24 protein-coding genes and 1 pseudogene are annotated in these 25,176 nt (G+C 71.0%); 14 read left to right on the forward strand and 11 right to left on the reverse strand.

Annotated features, from left to right (window positions below):
- Nucleotides 1-815: pseudogene (locus CSC66_RS17495) on the forward strand (hypothetical protein); the annotation flags it as partial.
- A 73-nt stretch (nucleotides 816-888) separates the two neighbouring features.
- On the opposite strand, the gene CSC66_RS00005 reads toward CSC66_RS17495, so the two are convergent.
- The 3 genes from CSC66_RS00005 to smpB form a co-directional block, all read right to left on the reverse strand.
- Nucleotides 889-1,482 (reverse strand): hypothetical protein, encoded by a 594-nt coding sequence (locus tag CSC66_RS00005; protein WP_162375244.1) that lies wholly within the window; start codon nucleotides 1,480-1,482, stop codon nucleotides 889-891.
- A 213-nt stretch (nucleotides 1,483-1,695) separates the two neighbouring features.
- Complete coding sequence (locus CSC66_RS00010) at nucleotides 1,696-1,908, reverse strand: hypothetical protein (protein WP_162375245.1); 213 nt, start codon at nucleotides 1,906-1,908, stop codon at nucleotides 1,696-1,698.
- Between the two features lie 253 nt (nucleotides 1,909-2,161).
- On the reverse strand, nucleotides 2,162-2,677 hold the full coding sequence (smpB, locus tag CSC66_RS00015; protein WP_162375246.1) for an SsrA-binding protein SmpB: 516 nt from the start codon (nucleotides 2,675-2,677) through the stop codon (nucleotides 2,162-2,164).
- 48 nt (nucleotides 2,678-2,725) lie between these two features.
- On the opposite strand from smpB, the gene CSC66_RS00020 reads away from it, so the two are divergent.
- Nucleotides 2,726-3,154 (forward strand): type II toxin-antitoxin system RatA family toxin, encoded by a 429-nt coding sequence (locus tag CSC66_RS00020; protein ID WP_162375247.1) that lies wholly within the window; start codon nucleotides 2,726-2,728, stop codon nucleotides 3,152-3,154.
- Nucleotides 3,155-3,156: 2 nt separating this feature from the next.
- Nucleotides 3,157-3,423, forward strand: coding sequence for an RnfH family protein (locus CSC66_RS00025; RefSeq protein WP_162375248.1), 267 nt, complete (start codon nucleotides 3,157-3,159; stop codon nucleotides 3,421-3,423).
- Between the two features lie 6 nt (nucleotides 3,424-3,429).
- On the opposite strand, the gene CSC66_RS00030 is transcribed toward CSC66_RS00025, so the two are convergent.
- The gene (locus CSC66_RS00030) at nucleotides 3,430-3,834 is read right to left on the reverse strand and encodes an outer membrane protein assembly factor BamE (RefSeq protein WP_162375249.1); all 405 of its coding nucleotides are present in this window, start codon (nucleotides 3,832-3,834) and stop codon (nucleotides 3,430-3,432) included.
- 117 nt (nucleotides 3,835-3,951) lie between these two features.
- Between CSC66_RS00030 and fur the strand changes: the two genes are divergently transcribed.
- Complete coding sequence (fur, locus tag CSC66_RS00035) at nucleotides 3,952-4,359, forward strand: ferric iron uptake transcriptional regulator (RefSeq protein ID WP_162375250.1); 408 nt, start codon at nucleotides 3,952-3,954, stop codon at nucleotides 4,357-4,359.
- Nucleotides 4,360-4,414: 55 nt separating this feature from the next.
- Here fur and recN read toward each other — a convergent pair whose 3' ends face one another.
- The gene (recN, locus tag CSC66_RS00040; protein ID WP_162375251.1) at nucleotides 4,415-6,136 is read right to left on the reverse strand and encodes a DNA repair protein RecN; all 1,722 of its coding nucleotides are present in this window, start codon (nucleotides 6,134-6,136) and stop codon (nucleotides 4,415-4,417) included.
- Nucleotides 6,137-6,362: 226 nt separating this feature from the next.
- Here recN and hrcA point away from each other — a divergent pair, with 226 nt between their 5' ends.
- From hrcA to CSC66_RS00070, 6 genes are all read left to right on the forward strand, one after another.
- Nucleotides 6,363-7,430, forward strand: coding sequence for a heat-inducible transcriptional repressor HrcA (gene hrcA / locus CSC66_RS00045; RefSeq protein WP_162375252.1), 1,068 nt, complete (start codon nucleotides 6,363-6,365; stop codon nucleotides 7,428-7,430).
- A gap of 118 nt (nucleotides 7,431-7,548) precedes the next feature.
- Entirely contained in the window at nucleotides 7,549-8,064 is a 516-nt protein-coding gene (gene grpE / locus CSC66_RS00050) for a nucleotide exchange factor GrpE (protein WP_162375253.1), read from the forward strand.
- 112 nt (nucleotides 8,065-8,176) lie between these two features.
- Nucleotides 8,177-10,102 (forward strand): molecular chaperone DnaK, encoded by a 1,926-nt coding sequence (dnaK, locus tag CSC66_RS00055; RefSeq protein ID WP_162375254.1) that lies wholly within the window; start codon nucleotides 8,177-8,179, stop codon nucleotides 10,100-10,102.
- A 91-nt stretch (nucleotides 10,103-10,193) separates the two neighbouring features.
- Complete coding sequence (gene dnaJ, locus CSC66_RS00060; RefSeq protein WP_162375255.1) at nucleotides 10,194-11,321, forward strand: molecular chaperone DnaJ; 1,128 nt, start codon at nucleotides 10,194-10,196, stop codon at nucleotides 11,319-11,321.
- 151 nt (nucleotides 11,322-11,472) lie between these two features.
- Nucleotides 11,473-12,378 (forward strand): pyridoxal kinase, encoded by a 906-nt coding sequence (gene pdxY / locus CSC66_RS00065; protein WP_162375256.1) that lies wholly within the window; start codon nucleotides 11,473-11,475, stop codon nucleotides 12,376-12,378.
- Nucleotides 12,375-13,511 carry a prephenate dehydrogenase gene (locus CSC66_RS00070; RefSeq protein WP_238394179.1) on the forward strand — a complete coding sequence of 379 codons (1,137 nt, stop codon included), beginning with the start codon at nucleotides 12,375-12,377 and terminating at the stop codon, nucleotides 13,509-13,511. Before pdxY ends, CSC66_RS00070 begins: the two co-directional genes overlap by 4 nt.
- 111 nt (nucleotides 13,512-13,622) lie before the next feature.
- On the opposite strand, the gene CSC66_RS00075 is transcribed toward CSC66_RS00070, so the two are convergent.
- Nucleotides 13,623-13,814: a hypothetical protein gene (locus CSC66_RS00075; protein ID WP_162375257.1), complete on the reverse strand. Its 192-nt coding sequence runs from the start codon at nucleotides 13,812-13,814 to the stop codon at nucleotides 13,623-13,625.
- A 154-nt stretch (nucleotides 13,815-13,968) separates the two neighbouring features.
- On the opposite strand from CSC66_RS00075, the gene CSC66_RS00080 reads away from it, so the two are divergent.
- Nucleotides 13,969-15,168: an aminotransferase-like domain-containing protein gene (locus CSC66_RS00080; protein ID WP_379655884.1), complete on the forward strand. Its 1,200-nt coding sequence runs from the start codon at nucleotides 13,969-13,971 to the stop codon at nucleotides 15,166-15,168.
- A gap of 26 nt (nucleotides 15,169-15,194) precedes the next feature.
- Nucleotides 15,195-15,893 carry an MOSC domain-containing protein gene (locus CSC66_RS00085; protein WP_162375259.1) on the forward strand — a complete coding sequence of 233 codons (699 nt, stop codon included), beginning with the start codon at nucleotides 15,195-15,197 and terminating at the stop codon, nucleotides 15,891-15,893.
- A 375-nt stretch (nucleotides 15,894-16,268) separates the two neighbouring features.
- Here the strand turns inward: CSC66_RS00085 and CSC66_RS00090 are convergent, their stop codons facing one another.
- The 5 genes from CSC66_RS00090 to CSC66_RS00110 are packed head-to-tail and all read right to left on the reverse strand — an operon-like array spanning nucleotide 16,269 to nucleotide 22,933.
- Complete coding sequence (locus CSC66_RS00090) at nucleotides 16,269-18,824, reverse strand: sensor domain-containing protein (protein ID WP_162375260.1); 2,556 nt, start codon at nucleotides 18,822-18,824, stop codon at nucleotides 16,269-16,271.
- The gene (locus tag CSC66_RS00095; protein WP_162375261.1) at nucleotides 18,821-19,735 is read right to left on the reverse strand and encodes a hydroxymethylglutaryl-CoA lyase; all 915 of its coding nucleotides are present in this window, start codon (nucleotides 19,733-19,735) and stop codon (nucleotides 18,821-18,823) included. The genes CSC66_RS00090 and CSC66_RS00095 overlap by 4 nt, the downstream gene beginning before the upstream one ends.
- Nucleotides 19,736-19,738: 3 nt before the next feature.
- The gene (locus tag CSC66_RS00100; protein WP_162375262.1) at nucleotides 19,739-21,736 is read right to left on the reverse strand and encodes an acetyl/propionyl/methylcrotonyl-CoA carboxylase subunit alpha; all 1,998 of its coding nucleotides are present in this window, start codon (nucleotides 21,734-21,736) and stop codon (nucleotides 19,739-19,741) included.
- A 17-nt stretch (nucleotides 21,737-21,753) separates the two neighbouring features.
- Entirely contained in the window at nucleotides 21,754-22,140 is a 387-nt protein-coding gene (locus CSC66_RS00105; RefSeq protein ID WP_162375263.1) for a VOC family protein, read from the reverse strand.
- A 4-nt stretch (nucleotides 22,141-22,144) separates the two neighbouring features.
- Nucleotides 22,145-22,933: an enoyl-CoA hydratase-related protein gene (locus tag CSC66_RS00110; protein WP_162375264.1), complete on the reverse strand. Its 789-nt coding sequence runs from the start codon at nucleotides 22,931-22,933 to the stop codon at nucleotides 22,145-22,147.
- 126 nt (nucleotides 22,934-23,059) lie between these two features.
- Here CSC66_RS00110 and CSC66_RS00115 point away from each other — a divergent pair, with 126 nt between their 5' ends.
- Nucleotides 23,060-23,320, forward strand: coding sequence for a FeoA family protein (locus CSC66_RS00115; RefSeq protein WP_202935558.1), 261 nt, complete (start codon nucleotides 23,060-23,062; stop codon nucleotides 23,318-23,320).
- Nucleotides 23,317-25,176, forward strand: coding sequence for a ferrous iron transporter B (feoB, locus tag CSC66_RS00120; protein ID WP_162375265.1), 1,860 nt, complete (start codon nucleotides 23,317-23,319; stop codon nucleotides 25,174-25,176). The genes CSC66_RS00115 and feoB overlap by 4 nt, the downstream gene beginning before the upstream one ends.

Below are 25,176 nucleotides of genomic sequence, written 5' to 3' on the forward strand. Positions count from 1 at the left end.
CACCCACGCCGCCCCCCGCCGGCCCACCCACGACGGTGCCCGCGTGTATCGCGCCCGCTCCGTGGACGCAAACCGAAAACCGCAGCGCCAACTGCCCCGCGGGTCAGTTCGGCGGCACTACCGAAAGCCGCAGCGCCCAGCACACCTTCGACTGTCCGGAAGCGTGGGACGCTCCGCGGGAAACCGTCGGCCCGTGGAGTGCGTGGACCACCACCGGCGGCACCTGCGCATCGTGCCCAGCGCCCTTCACCCAGACGGAATCGCAATGGGTGCCCGGCGGCGCCCCCTGCCCGCCGGGTCAGGTCGGATCGCACACCTGGGAGGCCGAGCAAACACGCTCACGCACGGGTTCCTACGACTGCCCCGCGGGCACCTCCTCGGTGCCTGCGCCGACGTTCTCGGGTTGGGGCGGATGGACTGCGACGGGTGCCAGGCGCGGCGAAAGCAACACGTGCGCGCCGCCGGCGACGCCGCCGCCCACGCGCAACGAGCCCGGGCCGGCCTGTGTCCAAACCTACTACTCAAATCAAAGCGCGGCGTTCCGGCGCATCATCCGGACGTTCGAGTCGGGCGCCAATTCGCCGGCCGCTTACACCATTCAATGGTCTTCCGCGTGGTCGGCGTCGGGCAGCCCTACCTACAACGGGCACGCGTCGCCACCTTTCACAATCAACGCGCCCACGTCAATCACTTTTGACTGGGTCTGTAACCTCAATGAAGAAGCGGATTTCTTTGCAACTATTTATAGCCGCGCGACCGGTGCGCACGTTGCAACACACAGCTATCACTGCATTTGCACGGTAAACGGTTTCTAGGCCAGCTTATTGGCTTATTGCTTGGGGGAGCGCTTGTGCCCACCCCCTTACGTTCCAATCCAACGCGAAGCCCTTACGGCATGACAGCGCGCGTTTGGCCGCCACCGTTGTGGTGAACAACGCCGTGAGGCGTCGCCAGATAACCGGCCTCACCCGCCAGATCCCGTTCGGAAAAGCGGAAGCGGTCCTGGCCGTGGAGCGTGCCGAACATGCGATGGCTCCGCGCGTCCTCGGACAGTCCCAAAAACCGGAGGTCGTTGCGGTTGAGGCGAGCCGCGCCCTTGCCATGCGAGTGAACCGTTTCTGCTGTCGAGACCATGCCCGCGGGAACCTTGTTACGAAACGAGGCGCAGGCCACATGGGAACGGTTTGTGCCGACGGCCAACCCGAAGCGGTCACCGTTGCTGGCCAGCACACCGCATGCCTCAAATCCGGTGGTATCGCTGTAGGCGACGAGCCGCGGCGCGACCCGGATTACGAACGCATCCAGGGTTTCACCCGGCTCGCTGACGGCCTCGAATAGGGGTTGGTAGTCGATGCTGCCAAGGCCGGCCACGACCACCCGCTGGACCTCGGCCGGTTGGGTTCCGCCAACCTCCATTGAACCGCTGCCCGCCCAGGCCTGCCCGCAGGCCAGCATTACCACCAACGCCAGGAACTTGCGCATGCCACTCTCCGAAGAGAGTGGCCGCCCACGAGCCCCTTACCTTAAGATGGTTGGGTATCGTTTGAGGTATCGCTTTGAGGGGACGGAACCGCTGCTTTTTCCTTGCATTTCAATGCGTTGGAAAGAGCACCGTTGCGTTCCGCCCACCTCCACCATCCAAAACGCGAAAGGCCGGGACATGTCCCGGCCTTTCGCGTTTCCTGGAGTCAGGCTTCAGGGGAAGGAAGCGACCAGCTCAAGCTCGCCGTCGTCGTTCTCCGCCTCGATCCGGGTCGGGATGAAGCGCAGGCCGGCGCGCGAATCGGCGATGACGCGGGCGATCTGCATGGCCTGTTCGCGCTCAAGGAACCAGAACGACGGCGTGCCATTGTCGATCAGGCGCCATCCGCCGTGGGATCCGACCAGTTGCAGGGTGCTCGGGGGCATGGCGGTCCGTTCGCGGTGAGGGGCTCCCCGGCCCGGCGTCCTGCCGGCGACCTTGTCCATTGCAGAGCGGTTCCGTATCTAGCGGTGCAAGCCGTTCTGCCGGGGCGAAGGAAGCTTGCCCCGTGAAGGCGATACCACGCAGTCAGGGTACTCCCCACCGTGGGGTAGGAAATTTCCTACCCGGGGTCGCGGAGCGCAGGCGGCCGGGTCGCGCGCCCAGTCCCCAGGCATCCCCCGGGTTCTCCGTCCGCGCTCAGGCGTCCTTGTTGTGGCGGCGCATGGCGCGCTGCTTCTCGCGCTGCCAGTCGCGCTCCTTGGCGGTGTCGCGCTTGTCGTGCTCCTGCTTGCCCTTGGCCAGGGCGATCTCGAGCTTGACCTTGTTCTTGCTCCAGTACATCGCCGTTGGCACCAGGGTATAGCCGTCGCGCTGGACGCGGCCGATCAGCTTGTCGATCTCGTGCCGGTGCAGGAGCAGCTTGCGCGTGCGGCGATCGTTGGCGATGACGTGGGTGGAGGCCTGGATCAGCGGGGTGATCTGCGCGCCGATCAGGTAGATCTCGCCGTCCTGGACGTAGGCGTAGCCGTCGGTCAGGTTGGCGCGGCCGGCGCGGATCGCCTTGACCTCCCAGCCCTGCAGGGCCAGGCCCGCTTCGACCCGGTCGACCAGGTGGTACTCGTGGCGGGCACGCTTGTTCAGCGCGATGGTGCGGTTGGCCGGCTCGGCCTTCGCCTTGGCCTTTGCCTTATCATGGCCCGGTTGCTTGCTCATCCTGCCATTGTCGCCCAATTCGGGCGCCGGAAGACGCCCGCCCCGTCCATGCCCAGCATCCACCGCAGCGCCCTGGTCGAGCATTCGGCCGCCCGCATGTTCGACCTGGTCAACGACGTGGCCGCCTATCCCAGGCGCTTCGCCTGGTGCGAGCAGGCGCACGTGCTGGAGCAGGACGAAACGCGGATGCTGGCGCGCCTGGACCTGGGGCTGGGTTCGTTGCGGACCTGGTTCACCACCGAGAACCGTCTGGAACGGCCGCATCGCATCGACATGCAGTTGCGCGAGGGCCCGTTCCGGAAGCTGCACGGCGTCTGGACCTTCCATGCACTCGACGAGGCGTCGTGCAAGGTCGCCCTGACCCTGGATTTCGAGCCTAAGTCGCGGCTGCTGGTGCCGGTCCTCACGCTCGGCTTCCAGGGCCTGGCCGATCGCATGGTCGACGACTTCGTACGCGTGGCCGACCGCGGGGACTGATCGTGCCCCGCGTGCAGGTGGTGATCGCCTGGCCGCACCGGCACGAGCAGCGCGACCTGCGGCTGGCGGACGGGGCGACTGTGGGCGATGCGCTGCGAGCGGCGGCGCTGGCCGACGAGGCGGATCTGGCCGGGGTGGCGGTGTTCGGCGTGCTGGCGGACCGCTCCACCGTGTTGCGCGAAGGCGACCGGGTCGAACTGCTCAGGCCGCTGCTGGTGGATCCGAAGGAGGCGCGGCGCCGGCGCGCGCTGCGCCAGCGCGAAGGCTGAGCCCGGTCAGCGGCGACCGCCGCGCTTTTCTTCCTTGGGCAGGTTGGGCCCGAACTGGCGGTTGGCGCTGCGTGCCAGCTCGAGATCCTGTTCCGGGAAATAGTCACCTTCCCAGCGGACCAGGGTGTCGTTCTCGAAATGCAGGGTGAGGGTCTTGCTTTCGGTGGTGCCGCGGCGATTGGTCCGCTCGGTGGCGCTGTAGTCCCAGCGCTGGGCGTGGAACGGATCCTGGACCGAAGGCGTCCCCAGCAGGCCGGCGACCTGCTGCTTGCTGAGGCCCGGCTTGAGCTGGTCGACCGCTTCCTTCTCCAGCAGGTTGCCCTGGTAGATCGGCTGTTTGTACAGCACGCCGCAACCGGCGATGGCGAGCGAAAGAGGGGCGATCAGCAGCAGGCGGCGGAAGCTGGGCATTGCGGGCACGCGGGACGGAAAGTCGGCCGATGATACACTCCCGGCGCGCCCGGGGGCCGCCGACACGCGACTGGCGGTAAACCGGCAGTAAATGGATGGGTTGAACGGAGAGGGGCTATGGAATCGAACGATCTGCGCCGCGTCGGGCTGAAGGTCACCCATCCGCGGATGCGCATCCTCGAGCTGCTGGAGGAGAAACAGCCCCAGCACCACCTCACCGCCGAGGACATCTACCGCCGGCTGCTCGAGCATGGCGACGAGATCGGCCTGGCCACGGTCTATCGCGTGCTGACCCAGTTCGAGGCGGCCGGGCTCGTGATCAAGCACAACTTCGAAGGCGGCCAGGCCATGTACGAACTGGACCGCGGCGGCCACCACGACCACATGGTGGACGTGGACACCGGCAAGATCATCGAGTTCGAGAGCCCGGAGATCGAGAAGCTCCAGCGCGAGATCGCGGCCCGGCACGGCTATGAGCTGGAAGAGCACTCGCTGGTCCTGTACGTGCGCAAGAAGCGCCGCTGACCTGCCTGCGGACGCGCCCTGGCGTCCGCCCCGCACCCGTCCTGCAACGAGACGATCAGCGCGAGCGCGCGCCGGCGCGCCGTGGCGTCCGCGTGACGGCCTGGTCGGCGTCCACCGCGCCGTCCAGCAGGCGCCGCGCCGCGGCGTGCGCTTCGGGGCCGATCGACACGCCGCCCAGCATGCGCGCCAGCTCCTGCTCGCGGCCCGCGTCGTCGAGCAGTTCCACCGCGCTGCGGGTGATGCCTTCGACCGGCGCCTTGCTGACCCGGTAATGGGCATGCCCCTGCGCCGCCACCTGCGGCAGGTGGGTCACGCACAGCACCTGCCGCGCGCGACCCAGTGCGCGCAGCTTGCGCCCGACGATCTCGGCCACCGCGCCGCCGATGCCCGAATCCACTTCGTCGAACACCATCGTCGGCACCGCGTCCGAGCCGAGCGCGGCCACTTCGATCGCCAGCGAGATGCGCGACAGCTCGCCACCGGAGGCGACCTTGCGCAGCGGCCGCGGCGGCTGCCCGGCATTGGCGGCGACCAGGAACTCGACGCGCTCGGCGCCGTTGGGATCGGGGCGCCCGGTCGCGGCCGGTTCCAGCTCGACCAGGAAGCGGCCGCCGCCCATGCCCAGCTCGGCCACCAGCGCGGTAGTGGCCGTGGCCAGGGCGTCGCCCGCACGGCGGCGGCTGGCGCTGAGTGCATCGGCCGCTCTCTGCCAGGCGGCGGCGGCGGTGGCGATCTCGCCGTCCAGGCGATCCAGGCGCTCGCCGGCGCCGCGCAGCGTCGCCAGTTCGTCGGCCACCCGGTCGCGATGGGCGGCCAGTTCGGCCGGGGCGAGGCGGTGCTTGCGGGCCAGGTCGTGGACCCGGCCCAGGCGCCGCTCCAGCTCGTCGAAGCGCGCCGGATCCAGTTCCAGGTCGTCGCGGATGCGGCCGACCAGGGCCAGCGCCTCCTCGATCTGCACGCCGGCGCCTTCGAGCAGGCCGTCGGCCTCGCCCAGCCGCGGCTCATGCGCGGCCGCGCGGCCCAGCACGCCGCGGACCTGCTGCAGCAGGCTCGCCAGGGAGGGCGATTCCTCGCCGCCGAGCCGGGCCACCGCATCCTCGCAGGCGGCGATCAGGCCGGCGGCATTGGCATGGCGGCGGTGGGCCAGGTCGAGCGCCTCCAGCGCGGCCGGGTCCAGGTCCTCGCGTTCCAGTTCGGCCAGCTGGTGTTCGAGCCAGCCGATCCGGTCGGATACGTCGCCCTGGGCGAGCAGGTGCTCGCGCTCGGCCAGCAGCGCCTGCCAGGCCGCCGCGGCGGTGCGCACCGCCGCGCGTTCGGCATCGTTGCCGGCATGGCCATCGAGCAGGGCCAGCTGGCTGGCGCGCGACAGCAGCGACTGGTGTTCGTGCTGGCCGTGGATCTCCACCAGCAGGCCGGCCAGTTCGGCCAACTGCGCCAGGGTCACCGGCCGCCCGTTGATCCAGGCGCGCGAGCCGCCGTCGCCGCGGATGACGCGGCGCAGCTGGCACTGGCCGTCCTCGTCCAGTTCGTTCTCGTGCAGCCAGGCCTGGGCGGCGGCGTTGCCGGCCAGGTCGAACCCGGCCGCCAGTTCGGCGCGTTCGCAGCCATGGCGGACCACGCCGCTGTCGGCGCGCAGGCCGGACAGGAATCCCAGCGCATCGACCAGCAACGACTTGCCGGCGCCGGTCTCGCCGGAAACCACTGTCATTCCGGGGCCGAACTCCAGCTCGGTGGCGCGGACGACGGCGAAGTCTTTCAGGGCGAGGTGGGTCAGCATGGCCGGTATTGTAGGGGGGGGCACGGTGCCCGGATGGTGCGTGGCGCCTGTCGCAGTCGCCGCGACGGGATGTGGGAAGCGGCTTCGCCGAACGGCGGCTGACCCGCTGGTTTCCGCCATTGCGTGCGAAGAGCAGGGGGGCAAGCCCCGCTCTACGGACGCATCGTCGCGGCCCGGAAGGACAAGGGCGCTTGCGGCGCGGCGCGGCGGCCGCTATCTATTCGCCATGACCGTGCCCGCCACGCCGCCGCTCGACCCCCGTGCCCGCCAGCTGCTGCGCACGCTGATCGGGCGCTACATCCGCGACGGCGAGCCGGTCGGCTCGCAGACCCTGGCCCGGCATGCCGGCCTGGACGTGAGTCCGGCCACGATCCGCAACATCCTCGCCGACCTGGAGGACAGCGGCCTGCTCAGCTCGCCGCACACCTCGGCCGGCCGCGTGCCCACCGCACAGGGCTACCGGGTGTTCGTCGACAGCCTGTTGCAGGTCAGGTCGCTGGGCGAGCGCGAGGTCGCGCGCCTGCGCGCCGAGCTGACCGTCGGCGCCGGCGGCACCCAGGCGCTGCTGGGCAACGCCTCGGAACTGCTGTCGGCGATGACCCATTTCGTGGGCGTGGTCGGCGCGCCGCGGCGCGAACAGTTCGCCTTCCGCCAGATCGACTTCGTGCCCCTGGGCGGCCGGCGGGTGCTGGCGATCGTGGTCTTCGCCGACGGCGAGGTGCAGAACCGGGTGGTGGAGCCGCAGCGGGCGTTCGAGCCGGCCGAGCTGGAGAAGGTCGCCAACTACCTCAACACCCATTGCGCCGGCCGTCCGCTGGCGCAGATCCGCACGACCCTGCTGCACGAGTTGCGCCAGGCCCGCGACGAGATGGAACAGTTGCTGGCGCAGTCGGTGGAGCTGGCCGAGCAGGCGCTGGAGCCGCCCGGCGACGACATGGTCCTGGCCGGGCAGACCCGGCTGATGGGCCTGCAGGACCTGTCCGACGTGGACCGGCTGCGCGAACTGTTCGAGGCCTTCGCCCGCAAGCGCGAGATCCTGCAGCTGCTGGAACGCACCCAGCGCGCGCCGGGCGTGCGCATCTTCATCGGCGAGGAAACCGGCCTGGCACCGCTGGACGGGGTTTCGCTGGTAACCGCGCCCTACGGCGCCGGCGGCCAGGTGCTGGGCGTGCTCGGGGTCATCGGGCCGACCCGGATGGCCTACGACAAGGTGATCCCGGTGGTCCAGGCCGCGGCCGACGTGCTCGGCTCGGCGCTGCAGGGGCCCCGGACCGACCGCGACACGGCGGCCTGAGCGGCCGGGTTGCCATCGCGGGCACCCGTGCGACCGGGGCGAGTGCCTTGAAACGCTCCGTTCCGGCCCCCATTGGGCCCGGATGGGCGGCCGGGAGCGCCGCCACGGAGCCGATTGCATGACCCACAACGACACCCCGACCCCGACCGTCCCCGACGCCGACGCCAGCCTCGAGTCGCAACTGCGCGACGAGATCGAAGCCCTGCGCGGCGAGCTCGAGCAGGTCCGGGCCGATTCCCTGCGCGAGCGCGCCGATCTCGAGAACCAGCGCAAGCGCGTCGCCCGGGACGTCGAGCAGGCCCGCCGCTTCGCCAACGAACGCCTGCTGGGCGAGCTGCTGCCGGTATTCGACAGCCTGGATGCCGGCCTGGCCGCGGCGGGCGAGCAGGGCGGGCCGTTGAAGGACGGCATGGAGCTGACCTACCGCCAGCTGCTGAAGGTCGCCGCGGACAACGGCCTGGTCGTGGTCGATCCCGCGGGGCAGCCGTTCAACCCCGAGCACCACCAGGCGATCAGCCAGGCCGATCCGGGCGATGCCGCGCCGGGCAGCGTGCTGCAGGTGTTCCAGAAGGGCTACCTGCTCAACGACCGCCTGCTGCGCCCGGCGCTGGTCGTGGTCGCCCGCCACGACTGAACACTTCTCTTCCCGGTTGAGACGCCCACTTGAACGGCGCCGCCAGGACCCTATCTAGCGAACAAGGCCATCGCGCCAACGGCCGCACACATTCCCGAGGGAGCAAGACACAATGAGCAAGATCATCGGCATCGACCTGGGCACGACCAACTCCTGCGTGGCGATCATGGAGGGCGGCAAGGCCCGGGTGATCGAGAACGCCGAAGGCGACCGCACCACGCCTTCGATCGTGGCCTACACCAAGGACGGCGAAGTCCTGGTGGGTGCGCCGGCCAAGCGCCAGGCGGTCACCAACCCGAAGAACACCTTCTACGCGGTCAAGCGCCTGATCGGCCGCAAGTTCACCGACGCCGAGGTCAAGAAGGACCTGGACCTGGTGCCGTACGGCATCCTCGCCCACGACAACGGCGACGCCTGGGTGCAGACCGCCGACGGCCGCAAGATGGCGCCGCAGGAGATCTCGGCCAAGGTGCTGGAGAAGATGAAGAAGACCGCCGAGGCCTTCCTGGGCGAGACGGTCACCGAGGCGGTCATCACCGTGCCGGCCTACTTCAACGACAGCCAGCGCCAGGCGACCAAGGACGCCGGCCGCATCGCCGGCCTGGACGTCAAGCGCATCATCAACGAGCCCACCGCCGCGGCGCTGGCCTACGGCCTGGACAAGGCCGGCGGCGACCGCAAGATCGTGGTCTACGACCTGGGCGGCGGCACCTTCGACGTGTCGATTATTGAAATTGCCGAGGTCGACGGCGAGAAGCAGTTCGAGGTGCTGGCCACCAACGGCGACACCTTCCTCGGCGGCGAGGACTTCGACGCGCGCGTCATCGACTACCTGGTCGAGGAGTTCCAGAAGGACCAGGGCATCGACCTGCGCAAGGACCCGCTGGCCCTGCAGCGCCTGAAGGACGCGGCCGAGCGCGCCAAGATCGAGCTGTCCAGCGCCCAGCAGACCGAGGTCAACCTGCCGTACATCACCGCCGACGCGTCGGGCCCGAAGCACCTGACGATCAAGCTGACCCGGGCCAAGCTCGAGGCGCTGGTCGACGACCTGGTGAAGAAGACCATCGAGCCGTGCCGGATCGCGCTGAAGGACGCCGGCCTGCGCGCCAGCGACATCGGCGAGGTGATCCTGGTCGGCGGCCAGACCCGCATGCCCAAGGTGCAGGCGGCCGTGGCCGAGTTCTTCGGCAAGGACCCGCGCAAGGACGTCAACCCCGACGAGGCCGTGGCCCTGGGCGCGGCGGTGCAGGGCGGCGTGCTGGCCGGCGACGTCAAGGACGTGCTGCTGCTGGATGTGACCCCGCTGAGCCTGGGCATCGAGACCCTGGGCGGCGTGTTCACCAAGATCATCGAGAAGAACACCACCATCCCGACCAAGGCCTCGCAGACCTTCAGCACCGCCGAGGACAACCAGTCCGCCGTCACCGTGCACGTGCTGCAGGGCGAGCGCGAGCAGGCCCGCTTCAACAAGTCGCTGGCCAAGTTCGACCTCACCGGGATCGACCCGGCCCCGCGCGGCATGCCGCAGGTGGAGGTGTCGTTCGACATCGACGCCAACGGCATCGTCCACGTCACCGCCAAGGACAAGAAGACCGGCAAGGAGCAGAAGGTCGAGATCAAGGCCGGCTCGGGCCTGTCGGACGAGGAGATCCAGCGGATGGTCGCCGACGCCGAGGCGCACCGCGAGGAGGACAAGAAATTCCACGAGCTGGTGCAGGCGCGCAACCAGGCCGACGGCCTGATCCACGCCACCCGTTCGGCGGTCACCGAGCACGGCGGCAAGGTGCCGGGCGACGTGATCGGCCGGGTCGAGGGCGCCATCGCCGAGCTGGAGACGGCGATGAAGAGCGATGACAAGGCGCAGATCGAGGCCAAGAGCAAGGCGCTGGAAGAGGCGGGGCAGTCGCTGTACGCGGCGGCCGCGGCGTCGGCCCAGGCCGGCGGCGACGCCGGCGAGGCCGCCGGCGCCGGCGGCGGCTCGCAGGACGACGTCGTCGATGCCGAGTTCACCGAGGTCAAGGACGACGACAAGAAGTAAGTCGCGACGGCGCCCCGGCGCCGGCGGCCTCGCAGCCCGCGCCATCGATACGGTGGCGCGGGCTGTCGCCTGACAGACGCATGGAAACCCGATGAGCAAGCGCGACTACTACGAAGTCCTGGGCGTGGCCCGCAACGCCAGCGACGAAGAGCTGAAGAAGGCCTATCGCCGCTGCGCGATGAAGCACCACCCGGACCGCAACCCGGGCGACGCGGTCGCCGAGGCCGCGTTCAAGGAATGCAAGGAGGCCTACGAGGTCCTGTCCGACGCCGGCAAGCGCCGCGCCTACGACGCGCACGGCCATGCCGCGTTCGAGCACGGCATGGGCGGCGGTGGCGGCCCGGGGCCGGACATGGGCGACATCTTCGGCGACATCTTCGGCACGATCTTCGGCGGTGCCGGCGGCGGCGGACGCGCGGCGCGCCGCGGCGCCGACATCGGCTACGTGATGGAACTGGACCTGGAGGAGGCGGTCGCCGGGATCGAGAAGCGGATCGAGATCCCCACGCTGTCCGAGTGCGGCCATTGCCATGGCAGCGGTTCGGAGGACGGCAAGGTCGAGTCCTGCAACACCTGCCACGGCCGCGGCCAGGTGCGTTTCCAGCGCGGCATCTTCACCATGCAGCAGGCCTGTCCGGAATGCGGCGGGCGCGGCCAGGTGGTGCGCAATCCCTGCCGGGAATGCCACGGCGCGGGCCGCATCGAGGACGAGAAGGTCCTGTCGGTGAAGATTCCCGCGGGCGTGGACAGCGGCGACCGCATCCGCCTCACCGGCGAAGGCGAGGCCGGTCCGCCCGGCACGCCGCCGGGCGACCTGTACGTGGAAGTGCGCGTGCGCGAGCACGACATCTTCCGCCGCGACGGCGACGACCTGCACTGCGAAGTGCCGATCCGCATCTCGCAGGCCGCGCTGGGCGACGTGGTCAACGTGCCCACGCTGGACGGCGAGGCGGAGATCCGCATCCCGGCCGAGACCCAGGCCGGCAAGGTCTTCCGCCTGCGCGGCAAGGGCGTCAAGTCGGTGCGCAGCCGCAGCGCCGGCGACCTGTACTGCCGCGTGGTGGTGGAAACGCCGGTCAACCTCACCGCCGAGCAGCGCGAGCTGCTGGAGAAGTTCGAGGCGACCTTTTCCGGCGAAGAAGGCCGTCGGCACTCGCCGCGTTCGGCCACGTTCCTGGACGGGGTCAAGTCGTTCCTCGGGCGCATCACCTCGTCCTGATCGCAGCTTGCGTGCCGCGCCGGACGTCGCGTTCGGCGCAAACGTGCGGAAAATCCGCGGGAATCGGCCTATATCCGTTGCAGCTGAAACGCTGCGCGCGACCGGCGGTGCCACGCGCTAGCATGCGTGGCCCCGCATCCATGGCCGATCGATGAGCGACGCGCTGGAAAGCCACCTGGTCCACGAACGAGGCAACCGGCCTCCGCTGCCGGCGCCGGTGGACCTGGTGTCGGTGCAGTCGCAACTGGCCTACGGCCATGCCGGCAACAGCGCGGCCATTCCCGTGCTGCGCATGCTCGGCGTGCGCGTGGCCGGCGTGCCCACCACGCTGCTGAGCAACACTCCCTTCTACGCGACCCTGCGCGGCAAGGTGCTGCCGGCCGAGTGGCTGGCCGACCTGCTGCGCGGGCTGGACGAGCGCGGCGTGAGCCGGCGCGCGTCGATGCTGCTGTCGGGCTACTTCGGCAGCGTCGCCAACGGCGAGGCGTTCGCCGGATGGCTCGAGGCGCACCGCGATGCCGGCACCGCGCCGCGCTACCTGCTGGACCCGGTGATCGGCGACACCCATACCGGCGCCTATGTCGAGCCGGGGCTGGAAACGGTGTTCGCCGAACGCCTGCTGCCGCTGGCGTGGATGGTCACGCCCAACGCCTTCGAACTCGGGCGCCTCACGGGCCGGGCGGCGTTGCAGGAGGCCGACGCGCTCGTGGCCGCGCGCGCGCTGCTGGAGCGCGGACCGGAGTGGGTGCTGGCGCACAGCGTGGCCGGCGAGGGCGGCGACCTGGTGACCCTGCTGGTCGGCCGCGATGCGGCCTGGCGCATCCGTTCACCGCGACTGGACGTCGACGTCGCCGGTACCGGCGACGTGCTCGCCGCCCTGCTGGCCACCTTCCTCCTGCGCGGCGAGCCGCCGCAGCGTGCAGCCGAACGCGCGCTGGCCGGCGTCCACGCGGCGCTGGAGTCGACCCTGGCCAATGGCTGGGAGGAACTCGACGTACTGGCCGCCCCGGCCGCCGCGCTGGCCGATGTGGTGCGTTTCCAGGCGGTGCCGGTTTGAACAGGCAGGGCGACCGCCAGGTGGACCAGCCGGTGATCGGCATCGTCGGCAGCGCCGGGGCCTATGGCGTATGGCTGCGGCGCTTCTTCGAACAGCGCATGGGCCTGGGCGTGCTCGGCCACGACCCGGCCGACGCCGGCAGCGACCCGCCCGCGCGCCTGATCGAAGAGGCGGACGTGTTGGTGTTCGCCGCACCGATCCGGCAGACGCCTGCGCTGATCAGCCGATACGCGCAGATGAGCGCCGGGCGCGAACGCGGCCGGTTGTGGCTCGACATCACCTCGCTCAAGCAGGCGCCGGTGGCGGCGATGCTGGAATCGCAGGCCGAGGTGGTCGGCCTGCACCCGATGACCGCACCGCTGAAGACGCCCACGCTCAAGGGCCGCGTCGTGGTGGTCTGCGAGGCGCGCCTGGATGCGTGGCGGCCATGGCTGCGCACGCTGATGGAAGCGCTGCAGGGCGAGTACGTGCGCACCTCCCCGGCGCACCACGACCGGGTGATGGCGCTGGTGCAGGCGATGGTGCACGCCGCGCACCTGGGCCAGGCCGGCGTGCTGCGCAGTTTCGCCGACAGCCTCGGCGGACCGGCGGCGCTGATGCCCTACCGCTCGATCGGGTTCGAGATGGACGCCGCGGTCATCGCGCGGATCCTGTCGCTCAATCCGGAGATCTACGAGGACATCCAGTTCGGCAACCCGCATACGGGCGAGATGCTCGAACGCCTGGGCGCGGAGATCACCCGCCTGCGCACCCTGGTCTCGCGCGGCGACGAGGCCGCGCGCGCGGAGTTCCGCTCGCACTACCTCGCCGGCAACCGCGACTGCTGGGGCGACGAAGCGGTCGCCGAGGGCAGCTACACCTTCGAGCGGGTCGGCTACCTGCTGGCCGACCTCACCGAGACGCGCCGGCTGAGCGTCCATCTGCCGCAGGACCGCGCCGGCTCGCTGCGTGCGCTGCTGCACGTGTTCGAGGCCCAGGGCATCAGCCTGTCCTCGATCCATTCCTCGCGCACGCCGTCCGGAGAAGTGCATTTCCGCATCGGCTTCGACGACGGGGCCGACCTCGATGCGCTACGCCGGGCGGCCGAGGCGATCGACAGCAGCGGCGTCGGCCGGGTGCTCGAGCGCCCCTGACCGTAGAGCCGGGCTCGCCCGGCTGCCCGCCGCCGGAACCCGTCCGGCGGCACCGCAGCGGCGGGGTGCACCCCGTGCGGCGACATCGGTCGCCCGCGCGCGGCAGACCCCTCAATCGGCGGTCAGCACCAGCGTACTGTCGGCGTTGGCGAAGCGGTCGTCCTTGCGCTGCAGGCGCTGGCCGTCGGCCAGTTCGTAGCGCAACGACGGCTTGCCGTCCGGGCCGCCGTGCTCGTCGTGGAACTCGAGGATGATGTAGGCGTTGCCATCGTTGCCGGTGGCTGGAAACTGGCGAAAGGACATGGGGCCTCCTGGTTCTACGGCGGGGCGCCGCCCCGTCCCGCGATTATTCCGCCAGCGCCTTAAGGGATCGTGGCAAAGGCGTGAAGTTCCCGTGGCGCGCCGGCCTCGGGCGTGCCCGGGACCGGGTCGTGGCCGACCCGCTACAATGCCGGCCATGACGACCCAATACACCCTGTCGCGCCGTGCCCAGGCGCTCACGAGTTCGGCCATCCGCGAGATCCTCAAGGTCACCGAGCGTCCCGAAGTCATTTCCTTCGCCGGCGGCCTGCCGTCCCCGGCCACCTTCCCGGTCGAGCGCATGCGCGAGGCGACCGAAAAGGTCCTGCGCGACGCTCCGCAAGCTGCGCTGCAGTACGGGCCGACCGAGGGCTTCACCCCCCTGCGCGAATGGATCGCCGCGCGCCTGAGCCATGGCGGCGCCGTCGTGCCGGCCTCGCGGGTGTTGATCACCACCGGTTCGCAGCAGGGCCTGGACCTGCTGGGCAAGGTGCTGATCGACGAGGGCAGCAAGGTCCTGGTCGAAACCCCGAGCTACCTCGGCGCGCTGCAGGCGTTCTCGCTGTTCGCCCCGCAGTTCGCCTCGCTGCCCAGCGACGAGCAGGGCATCGTCACCGACGGCCTCGACGCCGAGCAGCTGGCCGGCGCGCGGTTCCTGTACTGCCTGCCCAACTTCCAGAACCCGACCGGCCGGCGCATGCCGCTGGAACGGCGCAAGGCGCTGGTGGCGCTGGCCAGCGCCACCGGCGTGCCGCTGGTCGAGGATGATCCGTACGGGGAGCTGTCCTACGGCGGCGAGGCGCTGCCGAGCCTGCTGTCGATGAATCCCGACGGGGTGATCTACATGGGCTCGTTCTCCAAGGTGCTGGCCCCGGGCCTGCGCCTGGGCTATGTCGTGGCGCCGGAGCCGGTGTTCGGCAAGATGGTCCAGGCCAAGCAGGCCGCGGACCTGCATACGCCGTCCTTCTCGCAGCGCATCGTCTACGAGGCGGTGCAGGATGGCTTCCTCGACGCGCACATCCCCTCGATCCGCACGCTCTACGGGCAGCAGTGCGAACGCATGCTCGCCGCGCTGGAGCGCGAATTCCCCAAGCAGGTCACCTGGAACCGCCCGGACGGCGGCATGTTCATCTGGGTGGACCTGCCCGAGGGCGTGGACAGCGGCGCGCTGCTGGCCAAGGCGATCGAGCGCAACGTGGCCTTCGTGCCGGGCGCGCCGTTCTACGCGGTCGATCCGAAGAAGAACACCTTGCGCCTGTCGTTCGTCACCGTGCCGGGCGAGAAGATCGACGCCGGGGTGAAGATCCTCGGCGAACTGCTCAAGGCCGAGATCGCCGCGCTGCCGGCGGCGGCCTGAGAACGGGCAGGCGCGGCGCGCGGACAATGACCACGCGCCCGTCGGCCATCATCGACGCGGTGTTGACCGGACGGGCGGTGGACTACACCCGGCCGGGCAGTCGCAGCGCGATCGACAAGCGGGCGGTCGAAGGGCCGGTCCGGATCGGCCCCGAGGGGTTGGCCGGCGACGAGCAGGGCGACCGCCGCGTGCATGGCGGGCCGGACAAGGCCATCCACCACTATCCGCGCGACCACTACGCGAGCTGGCAAGGCGAGGTCGGTGCGCATGCGCTGCTGCAGGCGGCCGGCGCGTTCGGCGAGAACATCAGCACGGCCGGCATCACCGAGGCCGATATATGCCTGGGCGACCGCCTGCGCCTGGGGTCGGCGCTGGTGGAGGTGTCGCAGGCGCGGCAGCCGTGCTGGAAGCTGTCCGACCGTTTCGGCATCGCCGACATGGCCCGGCGCGTGCAGGACAGCGGCCGCAGCGGCTGGTACTACCGCGTCCTCGAAACCGGGACCGTGCAGGCCGGCGACACGCTGGCCGTGGTCGACCGCCCGCATCCGGACTGGCCGCTGCCGCGCCTGTCCGAGCTGTTGTACCGGCGCACGCTGGACCGCGACGAACTGCAGGGCGCACTGGCGCTGCCGCTGGTGCCGTCGTGGCGGAAGCTGTTCGAACGCCGGGTGCAGCAGGGCGACACCGAGAGCTGGGATTCGCGGCTCGGCGGGCCGGCACGCTGACGGGCGGCCCGGGCCCTGTGCTCAGGTTCGCCGGAACAGCAGCGTGCGGGCGCCCGCGCAGGCCGCCTGCGCGATCGATCCGCGCCAGCCGCCACGGACGGGAACACGGCGCGAGCCGCCGCCTCGAGCAGGGCGAAGCCCGGCTGCCGCTCGCCCACCGCCATCCGTTCCCCGGCGGCCACGAACTCGAGCGACGCCCCGCCGTCTGCGTCCGGGCAACCCCATATCTCGTGCACGGCCTGCCAGGCCACGGTGCGTCCACCGACGGTGAAGCCGTAGGCGCTGGCGATGACGGCGCCGCGGTCGTCCCGGCGCTGCAGGCGCGGCGACCGGTCGGCCAGGCGGGTGATCGAGCCCACGGTCGGTGCGCCTGCGTCAGCGGCCGCCGGCTGCCGCCAGCCGCCGGGCCAGTTCGTCCGGCGGCAGGCCCGGGGCGAACAGGAAGCCCTGGCCGACCGGCACGCCCAGCTCGAGCAGGAAGCGGCGTTGCGATTCCAGCTCCACGCCTTCGGCGACCAGGCCCAGGCCCAGGCTGCGCGCGATCGCGGTGACCGCTTCGCACACCGCCACGTCGGACCGGTTCTCCGGGACGCCCTCGACGAACAGCTGGCTGAGCTTGAGTCCGTGGATCGGCAGCCGGCGCAGGTAGTTCAGCGCGCTGTAGCCCTCGCCGAAATCGTCGATGGTCAGGACCACGCCCATCCTGCGCAGCTCGGCGAAGGTGCGCAGCGTGGCCGGCGCGTCCTCGATCAGCACCCGTTCGGTGAACTCGAGCTCCAGCGCCGAGCCGGGCAGGGCGAACTCGCGCAGGGTCTCGGCGACCTTGACCGCCAGGTCCTCGGCGACGAACTGGCGGTAGGAGACGTTGATCGCCACGCGGACGATGCCCAGGCCCTGCTCGCGCCATTCGCAGACCTGGCGGCAGGCCTCGCGCAGCACCCAGTCGCCGATGCCGACGATGTCGCCGGTGGTCTCGGCGTGGCTGATGAACAGGTCCGGGCGCAGCTCGCCCAGCTGGTGGCTCTGCCAACGGATCAGCGCCTCGGCGGCGACGATGCGGCCATGGCGCAGGTCCACCTGCGGCTGGTAGACCAGGCGGAACTCGGCGTTGTCGAGCGCGCGGCGCAGCTGCGTCTCGATCTGCAGCCGGTCCTGCTGCTTGCGCGCCAGGTCGGGGGTGAACACCTGCCAGTCGTTTCGGCTGCGGCGCTTGCAGTCGTACATGGCGATGTCGGCGTTCTGGATCAGCTGCTGCGGTCGGCTGCCGTCGGCCGGCGCATAGGCAATACCGATGCTGGCGCCGATGGTGAACTCGTCGTCGCCGAACAGGAACGGCCGCGACAGCGCCTGCAGGATGGCATCGGCCAGGCGCGGCGCCTGGCCCGGTTCGGCACCGTCGCACAGCACGAGGAACTCGTCGCCGCCGAAGCGCGCCAGCAGGCCTTCGGTACCGATCGCATGGGCGATGCGCTGGCCGGTGCGCACCAGCAGCTCGTCGCCGGCGCCGTGGCCGAGCACGTCGTTGACGGTCTTGAACCGGTCCAGGTCGATGTACAGCACGGCGACCTCGGCCTGGGCCGGTTCTCGCAGGCGAGCGTCCAGCTCGCCCAGGATCGCGTCGCGGTTGAGGATGCCGGTGAGCGGGTCGGTCCGCGCCTGGATGCGCAGCGTTTCCTCGGCCTGTTTGCGCTCGGTGATGTCCTGCAGGGTGCCGGCCACGCGTGGCGAGACATGGTTGCCGGGCTCGACCTCGCCGATCATGCGGACCCAGAACGAGTGGCCGTCGCCGCGCTGGCCCTGCAGCTCCAGGTCGAAACCGTCGCGCAGGCCGAAGGCGCGTTCCAGCGCGCCTTCCAGCCGGATCCGGTCGCCGGTGCGCAGGCGCGCCAGCAGGTCTTCCATGCCGTGGTGGAACGGCTCCAGGTCGACGATGCGCAGTGCCTCGCCGGTGAGGTACAGGCGCTGGCGGCCGCGGTCCCATTCCCAGCCGCCGATGTGCGCCAGCGACTGGGCGCGGTCGAACAGGGTGCTGTCGCGCTTGAGTTCGGTGATGTCGCTGAACAGCACGAACACGTGGTCGGCCTCGTCGCGGCCGGAGGAGAACACCGGCACCGTGGTCGCCGAGATCCAGACCATGCGGTCGCTGGCCAGGTGGTGCAGGCCGATGGTGGTGCTGGGGATGATCTGGCCGGTGCGCAGCGAGCGCTGCGCCGGCCACTGGTCTTCCGGCAGCACGCGCCCGTGTTCGTCCAGGATGGTCCACTCGCGGGTGTGCGAGCGCATGTCGGCTTCCAGGCCCGCACCGAGGATGCGGTGCGCGGCCGGATTGGCCGACAGCAGGTTGAACTGCCGGTCCAGCAGCAGCACGCCCTTGTCGATCGATTCCATCAGCAGGCGATAGCGCGATTCGGCCTGCCAGCGGCCGCTGAGGTCGCGCGCCACCGCGACGATGCAGCGCCGGCCGGCGTGCTCGAACCCGGCCGAATGCACCTCGACCGGGAAGCGGCTGCCGTCGCCGCGCATGTTGGTGACCTCGATGACGTAGGTCTCGCCGCGGTTGAGCGTTTCCCAGACCGGCTTGAGGTGGTCCGGCGGCAGGTCCGGGTTGAGCGTCTCGATCGGCTGGCCGACGATCTCATCGCGCGGCCGGTGGTAGGCGCGGATGCCGGCCTTGTTGAGGTCCAGCACGATCCCGGTTTCGCTGAGGATGCTGACCGGGTCGGGGACCGCGTCGAACAGGGCGTGGTAGCGCAGCCGCGCCGATTCGCCTTCGGCCAGCGCGTGGTGCAGGGCGTCGCAGGCCTGCTGCAGGAGCAGGCGCGTGCCGGCGGGCAGGGCGCGGTCGCGCAGGGCCTGCTCCAGTTCGGCCAAAACCGCCTCCGGGTCCGCCTGCGGCGCGGACGCGGAGACGGCCTGGCCGGCGGCGTTCATGCGGCCGCCAGCGCCCGTCCGACCTTGCTGCCGGTCGACCGGCCCAGCCGCGACGCCAGCCAGCGGCCGGTGTCGGCCAGTGCCTCCAGGTCGATGCCGGTCTCGATGCCCATGCCGCGCAGCATATACACCAGGTCCTCGCTGGCAACATTGCCGCTGGCCCCCTTGGCATACGGGCAGCCACCGGTGCCGGCCACGGCCGAATCGGCCACCCGCACCCCGGCCTCGACGCAGGCGGCCACGTTGGCCAGGGCCTGCCCATAGGTGTCGTGGAAGTGCACGGCCAGCGCCGGCATCGGCACTTCGGTCGCCACCGCCAGCAGCATCTCCCGTGCCTGGTGCGGGGTGCCGACGCCGATGGTGTCGCCCAGCGAGATCTCGTAGCAGCCGAGCGCATGCAGGCGCCGCGCCACGCGCACCACCTCGGCCACCGGCACCTCGCCCTGGTAGGGACAGCCGAGCACGGTGGAGACGTAGCCGCGCACCCGCACCCCGTCCTCGCGGGCGCGGGCCAGCACCGGCGCGAATCGCTCGATCGATTCGTCGATCGAGGCGTTGATGTTGCGCCGGTTGAACGCTTCCGAGGCGGCGGTGAACACCGCGACTTCGTCGGCGCCGGCGGCGCGGGCACGCTCGTAGCCCTGTTCGTTCGGCACCAGGACCGGATAGGAGACGCCGGGAAGGCGGTGGATGCCGGCCATCACCTCGGCCGCGTCGGCCAGCTGCGGTACCCATCGCGGGCTGACGAAGCTGGTCGCCTCGATGCTGCGCAGGCCGGTCGCCGACAGCCGGTCCACCAGCTCGATCTTGTCGGCGGTGGCGACCATCGCCGACTCGTTCTGGAGGCCATCGCGTGGGCCGACCTCGACGATGCGGACGAAATCGCCGGCGGCGGAAGCGTGCGGCTGCATCGGTTACTCCGCCGCCACCCGGGCGAGCACCGTGTCGGCTTCGACGAAATCGCCGGCCACGGCGCGAAGCTCGGCGACGATGCCTTCGCGCGGCGCCCGCACCGTCAGCTCCATCTTCATCGCCTCCATCACCAGCAGTTCGGCCCCCGCGGCCACGGCCTGGCCGGCGGTGGCCTTCACCAGTACCACGCGCCCGGGCATGGGCGCCAGCACCCGGCCGTCGCCGCTGGACTCGTCGCCCCCTTCGCCGCGCTCGGCCGGCAGCCAGTGCACCGGCAACCGCCGGCGGCCATCGTGCAGCTCGACCGTGTCGCCGTCGAAGAACGCCGGGACCCGGCGTCCCTGACCGTCGATACGCAAGTCCATCACGCCGTCGGCCAGGCGCGCGCCGGAGATCGCGAAACGGCTGCCATCGACCTCGAGCGTCCAGTCGCCATCCTGGCCGGTGGCCAGCAGGGCGTGGACCTGGCCGCCGGCCTGCAGGCGCAAGCGCCGCGGGGCACGGCCATGCAGGCGCCAGCCATCGGCCCGCGCCCACGGCGAATGGGGTTCGGCCGCGGCGGCCCGCCGGCGCTCCTCCGCCTGCTGCCGAAGCAGGAACGCGGTCGCGGCCGCGGCGAGCAGGCTGCGCGCAGGCGGTTCGCCGGGTTTGGTGAACTCGTCCAGGTGGCGATCCAGGTAGCCGGTATCGATCCGCGCCTCGACCACCGCCGGATGGCGCGCCAGCGCCTCGAGGAAGCCGAGGTTGGTCTTGGTGCCGGCGACATGGCACTGCGCCAGCGCGCCGCGCAGGCGGGCCAGCGCATGCGCGCGGTCGGCGTCGTGGACGATGAGCTTGGCGATCATGGGGTCGTAGAACACCGTCACCGTGTCGCCGGCCTCCACGCCCGCGTCGATGCGCACGTGCGCCGAAGGCGGCGGCAGCTGCAGCGCGCGCAGCGTGCCGGAGGCCGGCAGGAAGCCGGATTCGGGATCCTCCGCGTACAGCCGCACCTCGATCGCATGGCCCTGCTGCGGCACCTGCGCCTGGGCCAGCGGCAGCGGTTCGCCGGCGGCCACGCGCAGCTGCCACTCGACCAGGTCCAGGCCGGTGACCATCTCGGTGACCGGATGCTCGACCTGCAGGCGGGTGTTGATCTCCATGAAGTAGAACGCGCCGTCCGGATCGACGATGAACTCGACCGTGCCGGCGTTGACGTAGTCGATCGCCCGCGCGGCCAGCACCGCCGCCTCGCCCATGGCCTGGCGCAGCTGCGGGGTCAGGAACGGGGAGGGCGACTCCTCCAGCACCTTCTGGTAGCGGCGCTGCGCCGAGCATTCGCGCTCGTTGAGGTGGATCACGTTGCCATGGGTGTCGCCGAACACCTGGATCTCGATGTGGCGCGGCGAGGACACGTAGCGTTCCAGCAGAACGCGGTCGCGGCCGAAGGCGCCGAGCGCCTCGCGCTGGCAGCTCTCCAGCGCCGGCACGAAGTCCTCCAGCCGGTGGACCACGCGCATGCCCTTGCCACCGCCGCCGTGGGCGGCCTTGACCATCAGCGGGAAACCGGTGCGTGCGGCTTCGCGCGACAGCGTCGCCAGCGCCTGGTCCTCGCCGTTGTAGCCGGGCACCACCGGCACGCCGGCTTGCGCCATCAGCTGCTTGGCGCCGGCCTTGCTGCCCATGCGCCGCATCGAGCCGGCGCCGGGCCCGATGAACACCAGGCCGGCGGCCGCGACCGCCTCGGCGAACGCGGCGTTCTCCGACAGGAAGCCGTAGCCGGGATGGATCGCCTGGGCGCCACTGTCGAGCGCGGCCTGGATCACCGCGTCGCCGCGCAGGTAGCTGTCGGCCGGGGCCGGGCCGCCGATGCAGTACGCCTCGTCGGCCAGGCGCACATGCAGGGCGGCGGCGTCGGCCTCGGAGTAGACCGCCACGCTGGCGATGCCCAGCCGGCGGCAGGTGCGGATCACGCGGCAGGCGATTTCGCCGCGGTTGGCGATCAGGATCTTCTCGAACATGGGGTCCTGCGGTCGGCCTATTCGGGGTGGTGGCACACGGCTTCGACGTTGTGTCCGTCCGGGTCGCGGACGAAGGCGCCGTAGTAGTTGGGGTGGTAATGCGGGCGCAGGCCGGGCGCGCCGTTGTCGACGCCGCCGGCGGCCAGGGCGGCCCGGTGGAAGGCATCGACGGCCGCGCGCGAGCGCGCCAGGAACGCCACGTGCACGCCCGCGGCGACCGCTCCGCCGTCGCCGATCCAGAAGAACGGCTTGCCTTCGCTGCCGAAGCCGGCGTGCGCGCTGCCGCCGGTCAGCGAGGAATCGACCTCCATCGCGACATCGATGCCCAGCGGCGCCAGGGCGAGGCGGTAGAACGCCAGGCTGCGGGCGAAGTCGGCGACGGTGACCCCCACGTGGTCGAGCATCGGACTAGCCCCGTGCCGCCCAGGCCGGCGGACGTTTTTCGAGGAACGCACCGATGCCTTCCTGGCCTTCCGGCGACACCCGCAGGCGCGCGATCAGGTCGGCATTCGCGCGGTCGCGGGCGGGCGCGTCGTCGCGGCCGGCCGCGTCGCGCACCAGCACCTTGGCCAGCGCCGTGGCATGGGGGGCGGCCCGGCACAGCAGGTCCACCTGCGCGGCCACCGCCGCGTCCAGCGCCGCGGCGTCCACGACCTGGTGCAGCAGGCCGACCTGCAGGGCGGTGGTGGCATCGAAGGTCTCGGCGGTGGCGAACCAGCGGCGGGCCTGGCGCGGGCCGATCGCATCGATCACGTAGGGCGAGATCACCGCCGGCAGCAGCCCGAGCCGGCTCTCGGTCAGGCCGAAGCGCGCCTGCGGCGTGCCGATGGCGATGTCGCAGCAGGCCACGAGGCCGACGCCGCCACCGAAGGCCGGCCCGTGCACGCGGGCGATGGTCGGCCGCGGCAGTTCGTCCAGGGTGCGCATGAGGCGGGCCAGGGCGAGGGCGTCGGCACGGTTCTCGTCCTCGCTGGCCGCGGCCATGCCACGCATCCATTGCAGGTCCGCGCCGGCGGAAAAGGAAGGGCCTTCGCCCTCCAGGACCACCACCCGGACCGCGGTGTCGTCGCAGGCGGCCCGCAGCGCGGCGGTGAGCGCGGCGATCAGCGCCGGATCGAACGCATTGTGCAGGTGCGGCCGGTTCATGCGCAGGCGCAGCGCGGGGCCGGCGTGTTCGATCAGCAGCGGTTCGGCCATCGTCGTTTCCGGGACATCGCAGCCCCGGATGATAGCCGCGCGGCCGCATCCGGCCATGACGCGCCGCGGCGCGAGGCCGGCCACCGGATGCTACAATTGAGAACAGTTCTTGATACCGGATCCCCCGTGACGCTGTCCGACCTGCCGCCACGCACGCCCGTCGTCGTCGAGTCCGTCGAGGACCGGCACCCGCACGACCCCATTGCCCGCCGCCTGCGCGAACTGGGCTTCGTCGCCGGCGAACCGGTCCAGGTGGTCGCGCAGGGTCCGTTCGGTGCCGAACCGCTGCTGGTCCAGGTCGGCTATACGCGCTTCGCCCTGCGTCGCGCCGAGGCGGCGCGCGTGCGGGTGAGCGCCTCGGCGGCCGGCCGGGAGGCCGGTGCATGAGCGCGCAGGCCGTTCCGATGCGCCTGGCGCTGCTGGGCAATCCCAATTCCGGCAAGACCGCGCTGTTCAACCAGCTCACCGGCAGCCGGCAGAAGGTCGCCAATTACGCCGGCGTCACCGTCGAGCGCAAGGAGGGGCGGCTGCACTCGCCGGGCGGGCATGCCTACGCCGTCCTGGACCTGCCCGGGGCGTACAGCCTGACGCCGGCCAGCCTGGACGAGGCGATCACCCGCGACCTGTGCCGCGGCTTCTATCCCGGCGAAGCGGCCCCCGACGTGCTGGTCTGCGTGGTCGATGCGACCAACCTGCGCCTGCACCTGCGCTTCGTGCTGGAGGTGCGGCAGATGGGCAAGCCGATGATCGTGGCGCTGAACATGAGCGACGCCGCCCAGCGCCGCGGCATCGCCATCGACCGCGCCGCGCTGGAGCACGAGCTGGGCGTTCCGGTGGTGGAGACGGTCGCCATCCGCCACCACGGCGCGCGCGCGCTCGTGGAACGCATCGACCAGGTAGCCGCCCATCCGCATCCGCCCGGCGTGCATCTGTCCGCCGATGCCGACCTGCACGCCGAGACCCGGCGCCTGCTCGCGGCCACGGTCAGCATGCCCACCCGCACGGCGAGGATCGACGACGCGCTGGACCGCTGGCTGCTGCATCCGCTGTTCGGGCTGCTCACGCTGGCGGTGGTGATGTTCCTGATCTTCCAGGCCGTCTACGCCTGGGCCACCCCGGTCATGGACCTCATCGAGGCCGGCACCGTTGCGCTGGGCGAATGGGTGGGCGCGCGCATGGGCGAGGGGCCGCTGGCCAGCCTGATGGTCGACGGCATCATCGCCGGGCTGGGCGGGGTGATCGTGTTCCTGCCGCAGATCCTGGTGCTGTTCGCCTTCATCCTGGCGCTGGAGGAGTCGGGCTACCTGCCGCGCGCGGCGTTCCTGCTCGACCGCATGATGGCCGGCGCCGGCCTGTCGGGGCGCTCGTTCATCCCGTTGCTGTCCAGCTTCGCCTGCGCCATTCCCGGGATCATGGCCACCCGCAGCATCCAGGACCCGCGCGACCGCCTGGCCACCATCCTGGTCGCGCCGCTGATGACCTGCTCGGCGCGACTGCCGGTGTACGCGCTGCTGATCGGCGCCTTCATCCCGGCACGCCAGGTGTGGGGCGGCTTCAACTTGCAGGGACTGGTGCTGTTCGGCCTGTACATGGCCGGCATCCTCAGCGCGCTGGCGGTGTCGTGGGTGATGAAGAAGTGGCGCCGCGACAAGGGCGAGCACCCGCTGATGCTGGAACTGCCGTCCTACCGCCTGCCCAATCCGCGCGACCTGCTGATCGGCCTGTACGAGCGCGGCATGATCTTCCTCAAGCGCGTGGGCGGAATCATCTTCGCCCTGACCGTGCTGCTGTGGGTGCTGCTGTCGTTCCCGGCCGCGCCGCCTGACGCGACCATGCCGGCGATCGACTACAGCTTCGCCGGCCGCATCGGCCACGCGCTGGCGGTGGTGTTCGCGCCGCTGGGGTTCAACTGGCAGATCTGCATCGCGCTGATCCCGGGCCTGGCCGCGCGCGAAGTGGCGGTGTCGTCGCTGGCCACGGTCTACGCGCTGTCGGCCGCCGACGACGACGCGGCCGCGCAGGCGCTGCTGCCGCTGCTGCAGGATGGCTGGTCGCTGGCCACCGGCCTGTCGCTGCTGGTGTGGTTCATCTATGCGCCGCAATGCATCGCCACCTGGGCGGCGATCAAGCGCGAGACCGGTTCGTGGAAGACGATGGCGATCGCGGCCGGTTACCTGTTCGCGCTGGCCTACCTGGCGTCGCTGCTGACCTACCAGGTCGCCGTGCGGCTGGGTGGCGGCTAG

This window comes from Pseudoxanthomonas kaohsiungensis (assembly GCF_010211765.1).
GTDB lineage: Bacteria > Pseudomonadota > Gammaproteobacteria > Xanthomonadales > Xanthomonadaceae > Pseudoxanthomonas > Pseudoxanthomonas kaohsiungensis.